The following is a 16,803-nucleotide window of genomic DNA, read 5'->3' on the forward strand; positions in this document are numbered from 1 at the left end:
AACTCTATCCAACATTATCTAGCTCATTCTGCTGTATCCAACCTTCAATCGCCCCAACCAGAATTGCACCTCCAGGAAACTGCTTTAGTGTCTCCATCAATCCCACCTTGAAGGCATTGATAGTCCGTTGCTTCAATGTTGGATTACTCTCAATTACTTTAATGACCTCTGTTACCACTGTCATCTGTTCCATTGTTGTCGAAACCGGATGCGATGCTGACAATTGTTTGAGCAAATCCTGAATCTCTCTGGTAGCCTCCACCAGCTCCTTATCTTGGCCATAATTTATATTTATCTGCTCCCCCTGTTTTGCGGCATCCCCAACAACAGTGATTTCAGGCGTGTTAATATTAGTTTCCCAGTCATCACGACCAATACCAATAGTGCGCTCTCCACTCATAGTAATACCTCCTTGATAACGTTCATTATAGTTTTGCTTAAGCTTCCGAGTATTGGGATGGTCTTCTCCCAGCTTGGCCATGAAAATCTCCAATGCTTCCATATACATTAGTTGAGCATCTGCATACTTACCTTGGGAATAGTACAAATTGGCCAGATTATTCAGAATCACGGCCACAAATGGATGAGCTGAACCAAGTTTTTCTCTAGATATTTGCAAAGCCTCTAAATACAGAGATTCAGCCTCCGAGTTTCTTCCTTGGTTTAAGTACAAATTGGCCAAGTTACTCTTACTCATAGCACTATAGAGATGATTCGAGCCAAGCATCTCATTGTACATCTGCAACGCTTCTAAATAGAGAGCTTCAGCTTTTGATAATCTCTTTTGGTCTAAATACAAGTTTCCCAAATTATTCAGACTAATAGCGATATAGGGATGAGCCGAGCCAAACAAATTCTTATGCATCTGTAAAGCGTCTAAATACAGAGGCTCGGCTTGTTCATATTTCCCTTGATAACGGTACAAATTGGCCAGATTACTCTTGGTTGCAGCCACATTAGAATGATCTGAGCCAAATGTTTCCTGCCATATCTGTAAAGCATCCATTAGAAGAGGTTCGGCTTCTGAATATCTTCCCTGAAACTCATACAGTGCTGCCAGGTTATTTAGACTCATAGCAACAGACGGATGAACTGAACCGAGCAACTCCTTTCTCATTTGCAAAGCTTTTAAATAGAGAGGTTCGGCTTCTGAATATTTCCCTTGGGAACGGTATAGTTCTGCTAGGTTATTCAGGCTTGTAGCCACATTTGGATCGGCCGAACCAAGACGATATTCGATAATATCTAAACATTGCTCAAACCAATACCCTGCTTGGCCATACTGCTCCTGTCCCAGATAAAATCTCGCTAAACCGACGAATACCCAAGGCAACTCATCATCAGTTAAATCATCAGTTAACTGCTCTGCTATCTCCACTAGATGAGGTATGGCAGGCTCAACTTCCATAATCTGCTGGTGAGTCAGTGTTTCGGGAATCGTTCTCGCTACCTCCACCATCACCCTACAAATCTCTCGCTTCATCTCCTCTACCTGGCTAGACTCCACCAACTTCCCTCGAAAGAACTCGCGAATCAATGGATGTAGTTGATAGCTCCCTTCTTCTACGGGTTGTAGCAAGCTCAACCTCTCCAGACTTTCTCTCGAGTCCTCTAACTTTTTCTCATCTACTTCTGAATAAATGGTTTCCACCCATGACCAAGTTATCGGTGCTAGAGCAAACAAACTCAGCAACCGCCCCAACTCTTTCTCTTCCTCTCCTAACTCCCGCCAACTCAACTCAAACGCTGCTTTTACCCATCGCTCGGCAGTCATGCCAACTTCAGCCCGTTTTAAAGCTTGCACTTCTAGCCCCTCTTTTTGTAACTGTTGCTGCATGTTCGCTAAAGATAAATCCTGTTTGTGCGCCAAATGACGAGCCAACAACTCTAACGCCAAGGGTAAATAACCTACCTCCACACACAACGCCTTTGCTGCCTCCAACTCCTGGTAAATCCGTTCCCGTCCTACAAGCGATCCCAATAACTGTAATGCTGCTTCTTCCTCCAACCCTGCCAACTCCAATTGTCGAAATAACTGTCCTAAGGATTGGTTGCGAGTGGTAATCAACACCTTAAACTGCTCTTTTGCTGGAGGAAGAACCGGCCGAATGGTCTCATAGTCTTGTACATCGTCAAAGATTACCAACACCTCACCTTCAGGTTTCCAGTGCCGCCAACAGTAACGAATCCGCTCTTCCAAATGCCAATACTCTGGAGGATTCAAGCCTAGTTTCGAGCTGGCAAAACCCAGAAACTGCATCCCAACATCTACACCACGTGCGTTCAACCAGCACACACCTCCTGGATAAGCTCCCTTAAGGTAAAAGCCATGAGCATATTGCAAGGCCAGCTCTGTCTTCCCAATTCCCCCCATCCCCGTCAAAACAGTAATTCCCATCAGTTCTCCACTCTGGAACTGCTCGTGTAACCACTCCATTTCCCGATCGCGTCCCACAAACTGCCCAGCTCCCATCCGAGGCAGATTGTGCGGAACCAACACCAGACTAGCAATAATTCGATAGCTAGTACGAATCGTTGCCTCCAAGATGATCGCCGACTGAAATCTCAATACATCCTTACGCCAACTCCAAAAATCAGGCGCTCTAAGGCTCAGTTCTTTAAGTAATGGATTGGTTAACCACAAGATAATCGGGTAAGGATACTCTCGTAAGGCTTCCCGCGTCCACTGCAAGTAACCAAAAAAGATGTCCTTCTCCGAACGTTCCGCTCCTAATCTATCCGCTAACAGCGCATCAGTTCCCGTAACCGTAATTACCGCTCTACCCTCTGACTGTAAGTACAGCTCATCTTCATTCAGCGCCTGAGCAATTGCCTCTCGTAAACTCGGTTCTTTTCTCGACAGTTGAACTCGATAAGGGTGAATTCTAGGCTGAAGTTCTGCCTCATATCGTTCAATAATCTCATCTCGAAAATGCGGGTCATCACAGACTGCAAGCAGTAAGCTTAATACCTGATCGCTGGCTTCTACTGCCACTATCAGATCGTCATATACTTCCTCATTTTTCTCAGTCCAATAAAAGGAGTTAGCTATGGGCATCGATCTGTCCTTTAATTTGCAACAAATCGGTCACAATTGGATGGACATCGTACCAAACTTCGTCATTTCTGTATTCTAATATATCCAGTCCATGAAGTAAATCTAGGAATGCTTCTTCTTTAGGATCGTCGGGTAGAAAATTATCGTAAGTTTTTTTGAGGATTTCATACTCTTGTTTACCTAAAGTAATTTCAAAATCTTGTCGTAATTTTTTAATTGCTTCATCCAATACAACTGAATCAACTCTCAATTCTTCTTGTTCAGGATTACGTCGAATTTGTCGCAAACAAATTCGGCAGCATTGGTTGCACAGACGCATCAATTCTCGCACAACTCCTCCACTATAAATCACCATTTCCTTGGCGATATCTGGCTCTAAAATTTCTTCTGGAATACGTTTGTGCAACATTTCACACAAATTGGCAATAGCCGGTTCTTGATAAGTTGGAGTGTCTTTACGACGCTCTTCTTTGGCGATAAGCTTTGAGACTGGCATCACAACAATTTGATCGTCAGCCTCTGTACGCAAAGTTGCCGATAATGAAATATCCCGTAAAGAAGAGATCGGGATGGTATAAATAATATTAAATCCTGGTAAAAATAAAGCTTTTATATGCTCTTGAAAAGCATCTCTAACAACTCCCAGATCTAGTTTGTCTAAGTCATCAATGATTACTATAATTTCTTTTTGGCTGGATTTTTGAATACTGGCTGCAATTCCATTTAACTTTTGAATTAATTCGGTAATATTACGTTCAAATGTCCGCTTTAGTTCATTTCGTATGTATGCTTCGGTTTTTAATCTTCCGGTAATTAGATTCAGTAAAGCAAATCCTACGGAAATTTGTGCATTTATAGGAGTTTCAACTCTAGTTTCCGTCCGCTCTGCAAACCACTTATAAAATTCGTCCTTTACAGATTTTGGGATATTAACTCTCTCTTTCTCTGCGGTCAGCATTAAATTGACAGCGATCGCAAATAAGATATTGATATGATTAATGTCAGACATCTCAATTGTCTCAGCAATTGAAAAAAATGTCACAAAGTAGCGATCGCTAATTCTTCGTCCAAATTCTGCTAACAGTGTTGATTTACCACAACCCCGATGCCCGGAGAAGACAATCTTGGCATCCCGCGATCCATTGTCCTCTACTAATTGCACTAACTCTTCTAATGAATTGCTCCCATACTCAACCCAAAACTCCTCTAATTCCGAAGATTCACGTAAAGGAGTTAAATCTGTATTTTGGTAAGATTTTTGAAATATCTTTAATAGAGAATCATCAGACATACTGGAATTTTCCTCACTGTGACAAGCTTCTCTATTATTCTAGCTGTAGAGTAGAGAGTAGGAAGTGGGATTTCTTGATTTAGTAGTATGGAAGATCCTTGTTTGTATATTTATTAATACAGGTAGAGACAGAATTATTTCGCCCCTACCTGCGGTCTATCTTCAGTTGTGAACTAGACTAAGCTATGGGTTGGAGTATAAGACGTAATCGCCCGCATATACTGGGCCCGTTCATAGGCAGATTCATCTTCACAATGGAGTTGGGACATAGAACCCTGCATTTGCTTCACGGACTCATAGCCATGCTCTTCCATCCAATGGTTAATTTCTTCTTCCATCACTTGGATCTGGTGAATTCCATGACGGAGCAGGGTAGAGCAAACCTGGGTGACTGATGCGCCAGCCATCAAGAGTTTAATCACATCATGACCCCGTTGTACGCCACTGGTGGCAGCTAGGTCGCAATCAATGCGACCATAAAGTATGGCAATCCAACGCATGGGTAAGCGCAAGTCATGGGTACTGCTGAGGACAGAACCGACTTCTACCTCTAAATCTTCGGCGTTAATGTCTGGTTGGAGGAAGCGGTTAAATAGCACTAAACCATCTGCTCCGATTTCACTAAAGCGTTTGGCCATATTGGCCATGTTGCTGAAAAAGGGGCTAAGTTTGAGAGCAATGGGAATGGTGACTTCTTTTTTGACTTCGCTTAAGGTGTCGATATAATTTTGTTCCACCTGTGCGCCACTCATGTCAAAGTCAGTGGGGACATAATAGACGTTTAACTCGATCGCGTCTGCACCCTCGTCTTGCATGAGTTTGGCGTATTCCACCCATCCACCAGAAGAAAAGCCATTGAGACTGGCAATAATGGGAATATTGACGGCTGCTTTGGCTTGGCGAATGTGCTTTAAGTACAATTCTGGCCCGACGTGAAACTCGTCAGGTTCTGGGAAATAGGATAGGGCTTCAGCAAAGCTTTCTGTGCCATATTCGAGGTGATGGTGCAGTTCAAATTTTTCTCGCAGGAGTTGTTCTTCAAAGAGGGAATGGAGGACAACGGCAGCAGCACCGGCATCTTCGAGGCGTTTAATGGTGTCGATATCTTCCGAGAGGGGTAGGGCAGCACTGGGAACGATCGGCGATCGCAGATTGAGACCTAAATAGGTTGTGGTTAAATCCATGGTAACGGGTAATGGGTAATGGGTAACGGGTGGGGAATAGGGAATAGGGAATGGGCAATCTTCCCCTATCTCCCCATCCCCTACTCTAAGGAAGCTATTCTTCCGACTTCAGACTCCGTTCGGCGAGATATTTATACATGTCCCACCGGGTATTGACATCCTGTTGCGCTTCTTTCAACAAGCGTCTTGCGTCTTCTGGTTTGGTTTTGGTCAACATCTTGAACCGGTTTTCGGCGTACATGGAGTCTTTAACGCCTTTCTTGGGCGATCGCGAATCCAACTGTAGGGGATTTTCACCTGCCTCCGTGCGTCTAGGATCGTAGCGGTAGAGCAACCAGCGACCACTTTCCACAATTGCCTTTTGATGGCTCATGCCAGTGGTCATATTAATACCATGGGCAATACAGTGGGAGTACGCAATAATCAAGGAGGGGCCGTCATAGGCTTCGGCTTCTAGGAAGACCTTGAGGGTATGTTCATCTCGCGCCCCTAGAGCCACGGAACCCACATAGATATTACCGTAGGTCATGGCAATCAGACCTAAATCTTTCTTGGGTGCAGGTTTACCACCAGCAGCGAATTTAGCGACGGCTCCCCTGGGGGTGGCTTTGGACGATTGACCACCTGTATTGGAGTATACTTCCGTATCCATCACCAGAACATTCACATTTCGGCCGGATGCCAGCACATGGTCTAAACCACCATAGCCAATGTCGTAAGCCCAACCATCACCGCCAACGATCCAGATGGATTTTTTCACCAAATAATCGGCTAAACTGAGCAATTGCTGCGCGTCTGGGTCGGTATTACCGGCGAGGATTTCCTTCACCTGAGCTACATATTGCCGTTGCTCGTAGATATCCGCTTCGGTTTTTTGGCCATTATTGAGGATTTGACTAACTAAGTTATCCCCTAGGGTACCGGCTAATTTTTGCACCAGTTCGCAGGCAAATTCTTGATGTTTGGAAATGGCCAACTGGAAGCCTAAACCAAACTCGGCGTTATCTTCAAACAGGCTATTCGACCAACTGGGCCCCCGTCCTTCGCTGTTCACACTGTAAGGTGTGGTGGGTAAGTTACCGCCATAGATAGAGGAACAACCGGTGGCGTTAGCAATGACCATGCGATCGCCGAATAACTGGGTTGCTAGTTTAATATAAGGCGTTTCCCCACAACCGGCGCAGGCTCCAGAGAACTCAAACAGGGGTTCTTGCCATTGCTGTTGGCGAATCCGTTCTAAGTTTAAGGCCGCGCGATCGGGATTGGGCAAACCGAGGAAGAAGTCCCAATTTTGGCTCTCTTGTTCCCGCAAAGGTAACTGAGACTCCATGTTAATCGCCCGTTTCGAGGGCATGGATTTGTTCTTCGCCGGGCAGATATCGACACAAACGCCACATCCAGTACAGTCTTCGGGAGCGACTTGAATAGTGAATTTTTGTCCGGCAAAGGCTTTATCTTTGACATCAATGGACTTGAAGCTTTCCGGTGCATTGGCTAAAGCACTGGCATCATAGGCTTTACCGCGAATCGTGGCGTGGGGACAAACAGCAATACACTTGCCACATTGCACGCAAACATCCGGGTCCCAAACCGGAATTTCTTGAGCCACATTCCGTTTTTCCCATTTCGAGGTTCCGGTGGGATAGGTTCCATCACAGGGGAGCTTACTGACGGGTAGGCTATCTCCTTGCCGTGCCAGCATTACCCCTTCCACTTCGCGCACGAATTCGGGAGCAGTCTCTCCAATGGCAGGTAAAATATGCAGATTGCTATTGGCTTGGCCGACGTTGACCTCATAGAGGTTATCCAAGGTTTGATCGACGGCTTTGATATTCAACTGGACAATTTCTGCCCCTTTCTTACCATAGGTTTTTTCGATCGCCTTCTTAATTTGAGCGATCGCCTCATCCCTGGGTAAAATTCCCGCCAAAGCAAAGAAACAGGTCTGCATAATCGTATTGATCCGATTTCCCATCCCGGTTTCCCGTGCTACCTGGTTGGCGTTAATCACATAGAACTTCAGACCTTGGCGCACGATCACTTCTTGGATTTCCAAGGGGAGTTTATCCCAGACCTCTTCTGGACCGTAGGGACTGTTAAGTAGGAAGACTGCGCCGGGTGCTGCCGATCCCAACACTTGAAGTTTTTCTAAGAATGTCCATTGGTGACAGCCAATAAAGTTCGCTTGGGTAATCAGATAGGTGCTGCGAATGCGATCGGGGCCAAATCGCAGGTGAGAGACGGTTACCGCGCCAGATTTCTTGGAGTCGTAAACAAAATAGCCTTGGGCATAGTTATCGGTATCGTTGCCGATAATTTTAATTGAGTTCTTATTGGCTCCAACTGTACCATCGGAACCCAAACCGTAGAACATCGCCCGCACAACACTATCGGGTTCGATAGAGAAGCTCGGATCGTACTCTAGAGAGGTGTTGGTCAAGTCATCGTTGATGCCGACAGTAAAGTGGTTTTTCGGTGATTCTTGGCTGAGGTTATCCAAGACGCTCTTGACCATGGCGGGGTTAAATTCTTTGGAAGATAAGCCATAGCGTCCAGCCACAATTTTAGGCACACTCCGTTCACTGAGCGGAGTCGAAGTGGCTTCGTAGAAGGCAGTCACCACATCTAAGTAGAGGGGTTCGCCGGATGCGCCAGGTTCTTTGGTGCGGTCTAAAACGGCGATCGCCTTTACGGTTTCGGGAAGAGCGCTAATGAATTTACTCGCATCCCAGGGACGATACATGCGAACTTTCAGCACGCCCACTTTTTCCCCTTGAGCCACCAGATAATCAATGGTTTCATGAGCGGTTTCACAACCGGAACCCATGAGAATGATAACGCGCTCGGCATCGGGTGCGCCGTGGTATTCGTAGGGTTGATATCTGCGTCCCGTTAGTTCAGCGAACTGATCCATGGCTTTCTGCACTTCTTCGGCGCAGACATCATAGAAGGGGTTGACGCTTTCTCTAGCTTGGAAGTAAACATCGGGATTTTGAGCCGTTCCGCGCAGAGCGGGGCGATCGGGGGTTAGGCCGCGCGATCGATGGTCGTAGACGGTGCGATCGTCAATAATTGCCCGCAGGACGCTCTCTTCAAGCAGTTCGATCTTTTGCACTTCGTGGGAAGTCCGAAAACCGTCGAAGAAGTGGATGAAGGGCACACGGGACTTAAGGGAAGCCGCTTGAGCCACCAGCGCTAAGTCATGAGCTTCTTGTATCGATGCCGAAGCCAGCAAAGCGCAACCGGTAGCACGCGTCGCCATTACGTCAGAATGATCCCCGAAAATTGAAAGAGCTTGAGCGGCGATCGAACGAGCTGCCACATGCAATACGGCTGCCGTCAGTTCCCCAGCAATTTTGTAGAGGTTGGGAATCATGAGCAGCAATCCTTGAGATGCGGTAAAGGTCGTTGTTAAAGACCCCCCCTGTAGCGATCCATGGACTGCTCCTGCGGCTCCTCCTTCACTTTGCATTTCTACCACTGAGGGTATGGTTCCCCATAGGTTCGGCCGCCCCTCCGACATCCAGGCATCTGCCCATTCTCCCATCGGAGAGGAAGGAGTAATGGGATAAATGGCAATGACTTCGTTGAGTTTGTACGCAACACGGGCCACTGCCTCGTTGCCGTCTAGTGTTGCATAGTTTTTGGTGTTCATAGGTAAGAAAGTCCTTTCGGTCTACGACTGAAGATGAATGGATACAGCTCAGGGGCTGTTGACCTTTTTCCCTAGGTTGGGGGTCTAATTTCGAGAGTCAAAACAACCATTTCATTGTTTTTCTCGATCGGAATTTTATCGGGGTGAAAACTTGCACTCTCCTGAGAAGTTCAATGGTGCAAACCCTAGGATTGTGCAGAGATTATTTTCGGGTAATTTGTTTGGTTCCTAATCCAGTCAATTCTTTTCCGATCCGATCATGTAGTAAGTTCCTACAGTTTGGAATGGGTTCTTAATCTTATTTAACTGAATGTATTAATTTGTTGTAAATCAGTTAAGGTTTGTTCAGCTTCATTTTGATCGACAATCGATAGGGCAAAACCGACGTGAACCAATACATAGTCATGGATCTGGGCTTCGGGCACATAGGCTAAACTGACTTCTTTAATGACACCTCCAAAGCTGACGCGACCCATTTTTGTCAGGGGATCTTCACCAGAGATGCTAATAAGTTTTCCGGGTACTGCTAAACACATCTTTCACCTCTTTAGATTTAATCTTCTTTTAAGCATTCGTTAAGACAAATGCTTGCTTGCTAGGAGTAGCATACATTGGGGGAATGGAAGAAAAATTCAGGATTTTTTTAATAAATAGACAAAAAAATGGTGAGTAGGGGCGAAAAATTTTTCGCCTCTACCAGATGCGGTCATTGTAGATAGAGGACTTTGTAATGATTACTCCAGAAGAAGCGCTTGATATTTTTAAGCAGAAGTTCTTTGAACTTTATCCAAAAGAGTCTTGTCCAAGTTGGCTTTTTTCTCATACACAAATAAGTCATTCACATACTATAGATCATAACAAATACAGATGTACAATCTTAGCTATGACAAAAGTCCAACTCAAGGAGAACGAATTCTATGAGGAATTGAAGGGACGAGAAATTATAGGAAGAATAGATCCAGAAACTCAACAAAAAAAATATTATCTAAACTATGGATTTGAGATATTTCCTGTTTTTCAAGCAATCATAGATTTAGAAACTTCTACTATAGATATATTGATCAATGAAGATATTTATTCAATTGACAGTCAAAAACTAAGAAAACTTAGAAATGTAATTTCGGAATAAATTAAAGCTCCACCAGGAAAATACCCAATCCCGATCGTCTCCGACTCTTAGCGTATCCGCTTCGCGGACATGAAAGCGAAGCTTGTGCGCAGCGCGAATGTTTCCCTCCGATCGCAATGACAACTGTTTAAGCCGATTAGATATAAATAGACAAAAATGGGGAGTATAGGCAAATGGTAGGGGCGAAAAATTTTTCGCCCCTACCAGATACGATCGTTGTAGATAGAGGACTTTGTAATGATTACTCCAGAAGAAGCGCTTGATATTTTTAAGCAGAATTTCTTTGAACTTTATCCCCAAAAATCTTGTCCAAGCTGGCTTTTTTCTCATACCAAACTATTTCATTCATGCACGATAGATCTCAAGCAATACAGGTGTGCGATCGTAGCTATAGCAAAAATCGAACTTAGGGAGAACGAATGCTATGAGGAAGTTAACGGAGATGATGTTCTAGTCACAATAGATCCCGAAACAAAAAAGAAACGCTACTCTCTCAACTATGGGTTTGAGATGTTTCCTATTTTTGAGGCAATCATAGATTTGGAAAGTTCTGCTATAACTATCTTAACTAATAAAGATCTTTATTCAATTGACAGGACAAAATTAGGGAAAATTAGAAATTTAGGTTTTGAATAAATAGAGGTGTCCTGGATTTAATTGTTACTTAATTATTAAGGACGACTCTAAATCCTTGTTTGGGATGATGTTCGTCTGGGCTGGAAAATCCACGATAACTACACCTTGGCCAGCCTGTTTGCCACATAGTACTACCACCACGCCAAATTTTGTAATTACCTGATTTGGCTCCAGCAGGATTTAGTATATTAGTTGGATCGTTTTCATAACCTCTGCCATGATATGTATAGATTTCTTCATCTAACCAATCCCAACACCATTCGGCTACATTTTGCCACATATCCAAACATCCATAAGGACTTGCACGCTCTAAACAATTTCCCACAGGAATTGTAGTTTCAGGAGTAAACTCCCAATCATCTGTGTCGTTTGGATCTTCATCTGTCCAAGGATAAATTTGCCCGCATTCTCCTCGACATGCTTTTTCCCATTGTGCTTCAGTAGGTAATGAATATAAATTTCCAGATTTAGTTGTTAGCCACTGTGTAAATTCATAGGCATCAAACCATGAAACATAAGTTACGGGACACGAATTACTGGGAGAGGCTTCTTTTAATTCTTGATAAAAATTCCATGTGTAATTGGTTGATTGCAAAAATTCCATCCACTGCTGGACTGTAACAGGAGTTCGCTGGATTTTATACGATGATAAGAAAACTTTGCGTTTGGGTTCTTCTTTCAACTCGGCGGCTGGCTCTATTTCTGTGTTAGCTCCCATAATGAAATAGCCTTCTGGAATATAGATAAAATCTAAATTCATTTTGCTTCTGTCCTCCTATGGGATTTATTTTATGAAAAGAATGCTGTTGCCTAGTCCTTTGGAACTAGACTGCTCTAGTCTTTTTGTGAAGGGGGGGTTAGTGCTAGTGTGAGTGAGATGTGGGTGTTTGGAGTCAGGTCATTCTCTTGTACTTTTCCTAGGATGGGGACAAGTTCAAGGAGTTAGTGACTATGTTACAGAGTGTTCCTGAAAAACAGATGAGAAGGGTGCGATCGCTGCTGGCGATCGCCTGGTTACTCTTAATTGTATCTCTGATCTACGATCCCATTTCACCCCTGTTAACCCATCCCGATACCCACTGGAGCTTACTGCGTCTCGATCCGAGGTTATTCGATCCCAAAGAGTGTCACGAGGTGATGACGGTGCAGGGACAGTGTTTGGTGGAACATCCTTATGCGATCGCCACCCGACTCTTTTGGGGCGTTATTATCGGGGCAATCATTTGTATCGTTTTTTTCTTCGGTCATGAAAGTTGGCGCAGAATTTGTCCCCTCTCCTTCTTTTCCCAACTGCCTCGTTTATGGGGAATTCAACGGCAAAAACAAACCACCAATCCTCGCACCGGCAAAGTGCGCTCTGAAGCCGTAAAAATTGACCCAAACTCTTGGCTTAGTCGCCATCATATCGCCTTTCAGTTTGGATTTCTGTTTGTCGGTTTATGCCTGAGAATGTTATTTTTAGATTCCCATCGTCTCTTGTTAGCTGCTTTTCTGAGCGCCACTATTTTAGCCAGTATAATTGTCGGCTATTTATTCGCTGGAAAAACCTGGTGTCAATATGTTTGCCCCATGGGGCCGGTCGAACTCTTTTATACTGGCCCCAGAGCATTATGGGGCAGTCGCGCCCATGAAAAAACTACGTCTAAAATTACCCAATCCATGTGCCGGGCGATCGATGAAACCGGCAAAGAAAAAAGTGCTTGTGTTGCCTGTAAATCTGCTTGTTTTGACATTGATGCAGAACGGAGTTATTGGGACTCTTTGCAAGACTCACAGCGCAAGTTTTTCCATTATGGCTATGTGGGGCTAGTCTTGGCATTTTATTTATATTACATTTTCTATGCTGGCGACTTAGACTACTTTTTCTCTGGGGCTTGGACCCATGATGGGGAGCAAGTACAACGAGTTTTGACCCCTGGCTTTTACTTTTTCAATCTAGCAATTCCCATTCCGAGATTAATTGCTGTTCCTTTGACTTTTGCAGTGTTCACTTTAGGGAGTTATGGGATCTTGTGCCGTATAGAAAAAGCCTATAAAGCCTACTGTCTACGCCACGATCGAGAATTTTCAGTAGAAAAAGTGCGCCATCATGTGTTTTCATTTTCTACCTTTTTGACGTTTAACTTTCTCTTTTCTGTGGGAACCCATTCTACTTTAGAGTTATTCCCGAAATGGCTAGAATGGGGAATTCAAGCTTTGATTCCAATTTTAAGTGCTGCCTGGTTCTATCGAACTTGGAATCGATCGTTAAGTACCTACCACAAAGAGAGTGTAGCCAGCAGTTTGCGTCGGCAACTGAGTAAGTTAGAGTTCAATTTTCCTGAATTCCTAGAAAATCGTTCTTTAGAGGATCTCAAAGCAGAAGAAATATATGTTTTGGCTAAGGTGCTGCCTGGATTTAGTCAAGGGTCTAAAGTGCGAGTTTACCAAGGAATTTTGCGAGAAATGTTGGAGAAGAAGATGACTGGTTCTCAGGAGTCTTTAGAGTTGTTAACTCAGGTACGGTTATCTTTGGGAATTGGGGAAGAAATGCATTTTAAGGTACTGTCTGATTTAGGGGAAAAGTATCCAGAGCTGTTGTATGGCGATCGCCCGTTAATTCCGATGTCAAGTTTGTCCCTTTCTTCTCCCTCAAAATAAAGCTAGGATCGTAGTAGAGTGTTTCATCTAAAATAGTGCATTATCGATGGATGAGGGTATAGGGTTATTTTTCTCCCTCCTCCCCATCTTTTTCTAATGCATCAAATTAGATAAAAGAATTTACTCCTGCTACACTAGAAGGTATCTATAATATTGCAGTACTTCGCCCTAGGGAATAGTTATTGTTATGACCCGAGCACAACATGAATTTGATGTCACCCAGCACTTCGATGAAAGCCTTTCTACCCAATACGATCGTAGAATTCGCTTATTTTGTCCCAGTTATGATGCTTTACATCAAATGTTAATTCCTTGGTTGCAAGAATTACCGAAAAATGCTAATTTTCTTTCCGCAGGGGCTGGGACTGGGGCAGAAATCGTAAACCTCGGAAAAGTCTTCTCCAACTGGAATTTTGTTGCTGTTGATGCTTCTGGCGATATGCTCAATGCTTGCCATCAGAGGATTAAAAGTGTGGAGATGGGTAATCGAGTCACATTGGTCAACAGCAAGGTGCAAGACTATAAATTCCCAGGTGGATTTGATGGCGCATCGTCTATCTTTGTTGCTCACTTCATTAGAGATAAGCAAGAAAAATTAGCCTACTTCAGTTCACTAGCGAGTAATTTGAAGCCTGGGGCAATTCTAGCGATCGCCGATCTGTTTGGCAATCGAGAAACCCTTGAATTTTCTCGATTGCTGAATGCTTTACTAATGTCTTACGCAGGGCATGGTATCTCTGAAGAGCAATTCGATCGCGATCGAGAACATATAGAAAGAGATGTAGACTTTATCTCTGAGAGCGAATTGTTTTCTCTTTTAAATCAGGCTGGCTTTATCAAGCCCCTAAAGTTTTACCAAACCTATCTGTTTGGCGGTTGGATCGCCACTCGAAGCGGTTGAATTGAATCCATTGTTAAATTTGGGTGAAATTAGCTGGATTTTGATCGCGTCGATCGCGCACCGGAATCGGTCTTCCTTGGCGATCGCCAGATAGAGCTACCGTGGTTTCTAATGCTTCTCTCAGTCGTTTAGCAGCATAGATGGACATATCTCTGGGCACACTAATACGATCGTGCAGGTACCGCAGGGCTGGATCGGAACCAGATGGTGGCCGACAGAGTTCTCCTGTTATCATGTAAGTTAGAGCACAACGCAAGGCTTCATCAAAAAGGCGATCGTCCGCTGGATTAACAGGAATGATATTATGACGATGCTTGATCGCCCGGTGCAGAGCTTCCGATCGAGACGTTTCGGGTTCTGGATACATCACATCTGGTAATCCGAACCAAGGGCTGCTTCAACTTGAGCCACGGCGGAATGTAGGTATTTAATTTTGAGATGCTTGTGATCATTATCTGGCAAGCGTTTGAGCTGTACTATTGTCAAACGCTCCGACTTTTGCGGTTCTAACTCGAAAAAAGTCAGAAATCGCGTTGAGATCGTCTTAATAGTAGAAGGGCAAAAAGCCACCCCGGTCCTGGGAGCCTAGGCCAAAAAACCTGAAGGCTGCAAGCAAGGATAGCGACGTTATTCACTCTTGACGTTCAAGATGTGGAATGTATGCGAGATCCTCTTGCAAGAGAAAGCAACGCCCTTTGCCACACCAATTTTGGCTCTGTGCTGGCGTATCTGGAGGAACACCCGGGATTACGATCGGGCGATCGTTTACACCGATGGTTATGCTCCTTGCCCCGCACCGCCCCAGAACCGTGGTACTTGCATTCTGTGGTTGTTTGTGAGATCGGTGCATTACCGGAGTTGTTATCCCAAGCTACAGCTCTAATTAATTTAATTAGAGATGAATATAGTGATATTGGGTTAACGTTCAAGTTAATCTCATTCTTAGGTTATTCAACAATAGCTGATTAAGATTGCTCAGTTAGGGTATTTAACGATGATTAACGGAGGTTCATTAGCAGAAACTGGTGAAGATAAAGATGATGCTACCTTCAACTCTAAAGTAGCTGATGAGCAGCAGGTCATTTTAAACAATCTCGCCATGTCATCTGAGATTGCGAATGTCAATTTAGCACAGCAAAATGCTGTTAATAAGCAAAGTGCGCTCTTTCAATTGGAGATGGCAACGATTGGTAAATGTGTAGAAATTATTATGAGGATTGACCCCAATAGTCCTCATGCCAAAGATAATCTCGAAACCTACCAATCCCTTATGCAAAACTTGGTACAGATATTTAAACAAATGGAACCAAGTATTACAAGAAATAACGTCAGTTCCGAGGGTGGAAGTCCTGAAAAGGATAGTCCTGGAAGAAGTGCGGACCACTGAAGGTATTGAAAGCAAGTCGATTAGTAGTTGTGCGTTTTGCTTTGCCCCTACCCTGCAGCCCAACCACAATTGCTTTATTGCTTTATCAAGTTTGGATCTAAAGGGATATGAAGTCTTCAAAAAACTTCAGATTGTTTAGATTCATAGTTCAAACAAACACAAACTAACAAGGAGTAGAACAGAAATGCCAAAGCCAGATATTGACAAGGCGTTTCCTCCTGGCACTGAGTCAGAGAAGAACGCTGTAATTCACAATCTAGATCAAAGAATACAGACACTAGAGAAAGTGGGAAAATCACAGAATCCAGATAAGTCAGGAAGTGATCCAGCAGGAAGTCATCCAACAGGAAGTGATTCAGTAGGAGGTAGTGGAGACGCTTTACCCGACGATATCCGTGAATCAATTGCCATTGCCAATGCTAAAAGCGTAGCCGAGCAACCATCAATGTTGTCGAATCTCGCTTTTGCTAATTTGCTCACCAACGGCAATTTATCTCAACAAAATACCCTGTCTAATCAACAGGCGATGAATCAACTAGCGGTTACTGTTGTTGGTAACGCAGTCAATCGGGTATCAGATTTGAGTCCGATGGGCTGTCAACAAGTTAGATACAGGTAATGATCTGGCTCAACAACTAATCGATCTCAAGGCTGCTACAAAACAAGGTACACAACCTAAAAATCAAACAGAATAGTGAGGTTCGTTAGTGTCTAAGTTCCTAGCTGAAGTTGACACTGACCCGTTTAATCATTCCCACGTTAGCGCGGGAATAATTGTCCCAATTACCAAAGGAGAAATATATGACATCGCCATCAGCATTGCCCGGAGATATTCGCGAATCGGTTGCTATTGCCAATGCTAAAAGTGTAGCCGAACAGCCAGCTATGCTTTCCAATTTGGCATTTGCTAATTTAGCTGCTA

Annotated in this window: 13 protein-coding genes and 1 pseudogene; 7 read left to right on the top strand and 7 right to left on the bottom strand. The window is 44.0% G+C overall.

Annotated features, from left to right (window positions below; translation table 11 throughout):
• Positions 1–4 precede the first annotated feature (4 nt).
• The 5 genes from J7529_RS16615 to J7529_RS16635 all read right to left on the bottom strand — a co-directional run bounded on the left by J7529_RS16615 (position 5) and on the right by J7529_RS16635 (position 9,724).
• The gene (locus tag J7529_RS16615) at positions 5–3,058 is read right to left on the bottom strand and encodes a tetratricopeptide repeat protein (protein ID WP_318729912.1); all 3,054 of its coding nucleotides are present in this window, start codon (positions 3,056–3,058) and stop codon (positions 5–7) included.
• Positions 3,045–4,349, bottom strand: coding sequence for a P-loop NTPase fold protein (locus tag J7529_RS16620; protein ID WP_318729913.1), 1,305 nt, complete (start codon positions 4,347–4,349; stop codon positions 3,045–3,047). Before J7529_RS16620 ends, J7529_RS16615 begins: the two co-directional genes overlap by 14 nt.
• Positions 4,350–4,522: 173 nt before the next feature.
• The gene (locus J7529_RS16625) at positions 4,523–5,533 is read right to left on the bottom strand and encodes a dihydroorotate dehydrogenase-like protein (RefSeq protein WP_318729914.1); all 1,011 of its coding nucleotides are present in this window, start codon (positions 5,531–5,533) and stop codon (positions 4,523–4,525) included.
• A 94-nt stretch (positions 5,534–5,627) separates the two neighbouring features.
• Positions 5,628–9,188 (bottom strand): pyruvate:ferredoxin (flavodoxin) oxidoreductase, encoded by a 3,561-nt coding sequence (nifJ, locus tag J7529_RS16630; protein WP_318729915.1) that lies wholly within the window; start codon positions 9,186–9,188, stop codon positions 5,628–5,630.
• Between the two features lie 302 nt (positions 9,189–9,490).
• Entirely contained in the window at positions 9,491–9,724 is a 234-nt protein-coding gene (locus tag J7529_RS16635; protein ID WP_271939756.1) for a HypC/HybG/HupF family hydrogenase formation chaperone, read from the bottom strand.
• A gap of 194 nt (positions 9,725–9,918) precedes the next feature.
• Between J7529_RS16635 and J7529_RS16640 the strand changes: the two genes are divergently transcribed.
• On the top strand, positions 9,919–10,317 hold the full coding sequence (locus J7529_RS16640; protein WP_318729916.1) for a hypothetical protein: 399 nt from the start codon (positions 9,919–9,921) through the stop codon (positions 10,315–10,317).
• A 237-nt stretch (positions 10,318–10,554) separates the two neighbouring features.
• Positions 10,555–10,953 carry a hypothetical protein gene (locus tag J7529_RS16645; protein WP_318729917.1) on the top strand — a complete coding sequence of 133 codons (399 nt, stop codon included), beginning with the start codon at positions 10,555–10,557 and terminating at the stop codon, positions 10,951–10,953.
• Between the two features lie 28 nt (positions 10,954–10,981).
• Here the strand turns inward: J7529_RS16645 and J7529_RS16650 are convergent, their stop codons facing one another.
• Complete coding sequence (locus J7529_RS16650) at positions 10,982–11,713, bottom strand: formylglycine-generating enzyme family protein (protein WP_318729918.1); 732 nt, start codon at positions 11,711–11,713, stop codon at positions 10,982–10,984.
• Between the two features lie 191 nt (positions 11,714–11,904).
• Between J7529_RS16650 and J7529_RS16655 the strand changes: the two genes are divergently transcribed.
• Both J7529_RS16655 and J7529_RS16660 read left to right on the top strand, forming a co-directional pair.
• Entirely contained in the window at positions 11,905–13,593 is a 1,689-nt protein-coding gene (locus J7529_RS16655) for a 4Fe-4S binding protein (RefSeq protein WP_318729919.1), read from the top strand.
• Positions 13,594–13,780: 187 nt separating this feature from the next.
• A complete protein-coding gene (locus tag J7529_RS16660; protein ID WP_271939752.1) occupies positions 13,781–14,494 on the top strand; it encodes a class I SAM-dependent methyltransferase in 714 nt (237 codons plus the stop codon).
• Between the two features lie 13 nt (positions 14,495–14,507).
• Here J7529_RS16660 and J7529_RS16665 read toward each other — a convergent pair.
• A pseudogene (locus J7529_RS16665) lies at positions 14,508–14,891 on the bottom strand (glutathione S-transferase); the annotation flags it as partial.
• A gap of 263 nt (positions 14,892–15,154) precedes the next feature.
• On the opposite strand from J7529_RS16665, the gene J7529_RS16670 reads away from it, so the two are divergent.
• The 3 genes from J7529_RS16670 (at position 15,155) to J7529_RS16680 (ending at position 16,500) form a co-directional block, all read left to right on the top strand.
• Positions 15,155–15,463 carry a hypothetical protein gene (locus tag J7529_RS16670; RefSeq protein ID WP_318729920.1) on the top strand — a complete coding sequence of 103 codons (309 nt, stop codon included), beginning with the start codon at positions 15,155–15,157 and terminating at the stop codon, positions 15,461–15,463.
• Between the two features lie 25 nt (positions 15,464–15,488).
• Positions 15,489–15,881 carry a hypothetical protein gene (locus tag J7529_RS16675; RefSeq protein ID WP_271939750.1) on the top strand — a complete coding sequence of 131 codons (393 nt, stop codon included), beginning with the start codon at positions 15,489–15,491 and terminating at the stop codon, positions 15,879–15,881.
• A 184-nt stretch (positions 15,882–16,065) separates the two neighbouring features.
• Positions 16,066–16,500 carry a hypothetical protein gene (locus J7529_RS16680; protein ID WP_318729921.1) on the top strand — a complete coding sequence of 145 codons (435 nt, stop codon included), beginning with the start codon at positions 16,066–16,068 and terminating at the stop codon, positions 16,498–16,500.
• The last annotated feature ends 303 nt before the right edge of the window (positions 16,501–16,803 follow it).

The organism is Roseofilum sp. Guam (assembly GCF_017746735.1).
Lineage (GTDB): Bacteria > Cyanobacteriota > Cyanobacteriia > Cyanobacteriales > Desertifilaceae > Roseofilum > Roseofilum reptotaenium.